This window comes from Helicobacter mesocricetorum (assembly GCF_900198605.1).
GTDB classification, from domain to species: domain Bacteria; phylum Campylobacterota; class Campylobacteria; order Campylobacterales; family Helicobacteraceae; genus Helicobacter_D; species Helicobacter_D mesocricetorum.
In genome coordinates this window covers 1-3,737 of record NZ_FZPJ01000055.1, presented here as the reverse complement: position 1 = coordinate 3,737, position 3,737 = coordinate 1, and the positions used below count along the sequence as shown (strand labels likewise).

The following is a 3,737-nucleotide window of genomic DNA, read 5'->3' as shown; positions in this document are numbered from 1 at the left end:
TTAGCCACTAAAGACTTTGTTAGAGCTGAGATTGCTGAAGCAAAGCAAGAGTTGAAGCTAGAAATTGCAAATGTAAAGCAAGAGTTGAAGCTAGAAATTGCAAATGCAAAAGTGCAAGGCATTTATTGGCTTTTAGGTGTTGGAGTGGTTACTGCTATAACCATTATATCAAGCACTTGGGTTATGATGAACTTTATGCTAGAGAGTTTGAAATAAATCATAATCTTAAATATTCTAAATAAACTACTTAACAAAGTAGAAAGTTAAAATTTCTACTTCCCCTAAGCCCTAAGTTGGGATATAAGCTATCCCACTTTGGGATACTTCTATCCTTGTTAATTATGTTAATAAGGAGAAAAAATGAATAATACATTAAATACTAATGAAGAAAAAGATTTTATGGCTTTAGTTACAGAAAGCAGTGATGGAAAATCTGTTTTTAGGTTGGATTGCATTGATGTTTTTGTTGATAACAATGAAGATGTGCTTTATGCAGAGCTTTTTGGAAAAACACAAATCATCAAAGCAGTTACCAATAGGGTTTTTAATAAATCATTTACTTCTGTGTTGTCTGATAAAAGATTATCAGTAGGATATTCTAATGCCAAACACATAAACTTCAGAAGCAAAATGCGTTATAAAAGAGAAATTGCACCTTTAGAGCGTGGCTATTCCTTAGTAATTATTTATACAGAGGAGTTATTAAGTAAAAAATACTTAATTACTAAAAAGCCACTTTTTGGTTTCATTGAAGTTAATGAGAAAACATTAAAAGATTTTTCTAATTGGCTTGATAAGTTAGGTATTCCTGTTCCAAAGGATAAAAACTTTAGAAAAAAGGTTTTTGAATTGATAAAAAGTAAATCACTAACACCTATTATAAGCTACACTGCTTTACATTCTCTTGGAGATAAAGCAAAAGATACCGAACTTCTTACTCTTTTTGATATGAGCTTTCTTGTTGATAATGAGTATAAGGAGCTATGCAAAATAATTGAGTTAGTGTATCACTCTATGATAAGAAAAAAAGAAATTAAAGCAAAAAGCTACAAAAGTGATTTAGAAGTGGCTTAAATATTTATGAATTAAAGAATTAAAGGAGAAAAAATGGCAAGATTAAATTGCGAAGAAAAATTAGCTTATTATCCTACTGATATTAATGCAGTTAAAGCATTCATCAAGGAGATTTCTAAAGATAAAACATTTAGTAACTTTAGAATCTGCGACCCTTGTTGCGGAAAAGGCATTATTTTGGAGTTATGGAAAAAAAGCTTTAAGAATATAAAAACATTTGGTGTTGAATTAGATGAGAATAGAGGCAAAGAAGCACAAGAAAGAGTGGATTTATTTGCCTCTGCAGATGCCATATATGGTATGCGAAAGAGTAAAGATGTTTTTGATTTTCTTTTTTTAAATCCTCCTTATGGGGAATTAAAAACACAAGAAGCAAACAATCGTTTAGAAATCGAGTTTGTAAAAACTTGGGTAGGAACAATTAGTGAGCAAGGCTATATGCTTTTAATCATTAATCCATCTTGTATCAATGAAAGAATGATTAGCTATTTACAAAAAGCCAAAATGCAATTTGTTGCAAATTTTTTCTTTGATAATGATGACCATTTAAAGTTTAAACAATACTTTTTGCTCTTTAAAAAGGATAAGAATGCAGAAAGTCAATCTGACTTATTAGCATTAATCTCTAAGAGCAATTCTAAGCCATTTGCTGAAGTAGATTTTTCAAATGTAGAGATACCAAAATCAAACTTTAAAGAGAGGATTCTTTTTGAAACCTTTCAAGAGCTTAAAATTTGGCAAAAAGAAAAGCTTTTAGCCAATACAAATGCTCCTAAAGAATTTTGGAATAAATTACTAAATCCTATAAAAAATAATTTTATCTCTAGCATTCAAACACCCAATGATGGGCAATCAGCTTTATTATTAAGTGCGGGATTGTGCGAGAAAGATATTGGAGGATTTTTAATTAAAGGTTACTTTGAAAAAGTAGAAATACTTGAGGAAGAAAAAGAGGATGGTAAAGTAAAAGTTAAAGAGCAATTTATCTCTCAAACTTTTGCTTTTGATATGAGAAATGGCGAATATTTAAAACTTATTTAAACTTGTAGCCAAAAACTACTCTAATCTTACCCTTTGTTGGGATACAAGTATCCCAAAGAGGGTGGGATTATACTGCTTGTATCCTTGTTAATTTTTATTTTACAAGGAGATATTATGAATTTTTATGAAAATGATTTTAGGGAATTTTTTAACAAACACGATGTAGATACAGAAGCTTTTGTTGCAAAGATAGAAGAGCTTTTTCCACTTTTTAAAAGCATGGCAGAGCAAATGGGATTTGATATTAGTATCAATGATGATTTAGAAGAAGTATTATGTCACTTAAGGGATGTTTATTCTTATGGAATAAGAGTGATTTTATTGAGCTTAAAGAGTGTGCAGAAAATTGTAACAACAAGGAAATTATTGAGGCAATCAATAATAGCGGTCTTATAGAGTAGTAAAAGGAGTAAAAATGAAATATGATTTAGATAGGCTAAAACAGATTCCTATTAATGAAGTGTTAGCTTCCATAGGGGCTGATTATGCTATCCAAAGCAATGGTAAAGTTATGCACTGCTTTAATATTCAAGCCCATAAAAACCAAGATAAAAAACCTTCTTTAGCAGTCTATGCTAAGAGCAATTCTTGTCATTGTTTTGCTTGTGGATTAAGTGGTGGTCCTATTGAAATGGCTAAGATGGCATTTAATGGAGATTTTAAAAAGGCTTGTGAGTGGTTGCATAGTGCTTGGAATATTCCATTCCTTGATGCAAGTAGCTATCAAGCTATTCAACCAAAAGTGGCAAAAAGAATGCCAACTTTGAAAGAAAAAGTTAAAGTCTTTGAGCCACAAAAAGAATTTAAAAATATTGTGTTAAGAGAAATCTTTGGAGATTATAAAAATTTATCTAGGAATATGCAATTAAAAATGGTTTATACCTTCATATATCGTTATTCCCTTTTAACACAACAAGATAAAAAAGAAGCTTATTATAAGAATCGTGGGATTACTTGTGATGTTAAAACAATAGGCTTTTTAGGCTGGAGTGATATTGCAAGATTAGAGCAAGAATTAACTAAATACTTTCCCTTAGAGGATTTACAAGACTTTAAAGTCTTTAGTAAAAAGAAGTATGGCTGGAATTACTCTAAGAATGTTTGTGTTGTTCCTTGTTTTGATTTATATACAGATTTAATTTGTGGATTTTCCTTAAGAACTATTAGTGGAGATTCTACAATTAAAGAGTTAAATGTTAATTGCTCTGAACTTGAGATTCCACTTCCTTTTAACCTAACTTACTCTACACTTAAAAATAAAGAGTGGATATGGATTACTGAGGGGCATATTGATGCTCTTAGTGGAGTTACCCAAAATAAAAAAGAGAATAGTGATTTTTGTTCTTTTGCTGGTGTTTGGGCTTATAAGGAAGAAGTGCTAGGATTATTTAAAGATAAAAAAGTGATTGTTGCTTTTGATAAAGATAATGCAGGTCGTAATAGTGAAGCAACTTTAGTGGCTAAACTCTTATATTTAGGAATTGACACTTATATTGCAAATTGGAATGAAGAGGTTAATGATTTAAATGATTTGTTAAATCTTAATGCTTTAAACACAATCACTCTCCATAGACAAAAGAGGATTTCTTAAATTTGGGATATAAGCTATCCCACTTTGGGAT

The 3,737-nt window shown here is 30.3% G+C and carries 4 protein-coding genes and 1 pseudogene; all 5 read left to right on the top strand.

Annotation, left to right across the window (positions count from 1 at the left end):
- Positions 1-216 (top strand): annotated as a pseudogene (locus tag C6H18_RS08930) (hypothetical protein); the annotation flags it as partial.
- A 144-nt stretch (positions 217-360) separates the two neighbouring features.
- The gene (locus C6H18_RS08925; protein WP_104722749.1) at positions 361-1,074 is read left to right on the top strand and encodes a hypothetical protein; all 714 of its coding nucleotides are present in this window, start codon (positions 361-363) and stop codon (positions 1,072-1,074) included.
- Between the two features lie 33 nt (positions 1,075-1,107).
- A complete protein-coding gene (locus tag C6H18_RS08920; RefSeq protein WP_104722748.1) occupies positions 1,108-2,115 on the top strand; it encodes a DUF6094 domain-containing protein in 1,008 nt (335 codons plus the stop codon).
- Positions 2,116-2,229: 114 nt separating this feature from the next.
- Positions 2,230-2,511 carry a hypothetical protein gene (locus C6H18_RS08915; RefSeq protein WP_104722747.1) on the top strand — a complete coding sequence of 94 codons (282 nt, stop codon included), beginning with the start codon at positions 2,230-2,232 and terminating at the stop codon, positions 2,509-2,511.
- Positions 2,512-2,530: 19 nt separating this feature from the next.
- The gene (locus C6H18_RS08910) at positions 2,531-3,706 is read left to right on the top strand and encodes a toprim domain-containing protein (RefSeq protein WP_104722746.1); all 1,176 of its coding nucleotides are present in this window, start codon (positions 2,531-2,533) and stop codon (positions 3,704-3,706) included.
- The last annotated feature ends 31 nt before the right edge of the window (positions 3,707-3,737 follow it).

Coding starts and splice junctions, on each gene's coding strand:
- C6H18_RS08925 (WP_104722749.1), top strand. CDS start 361: ATGAATAATACATTAAATACTAATGAAGAAAAAGATTTTATGGCTTTA.
- C6H18_RS08920 (WP_104722748.1), top strand. CDS start 1,108: ATGGCAAGATTAAATTGCGAAGAAAAATTAGCTTATTATCCTACTGAT.
- C6H18_RS08915 (WP_104722747.1), top strand. CDS start 2,230: ATGAATTTTTATGAAAATGATTTTAGGGAATTTTTTAACAAACACGAT.
- C6H18_RS08910 (WP_104722746.1), top strand. CDS start 2,531: ATGAAATATGATTTAGATAGGCTAAAACAGATTCCTATTAATGAAGTG.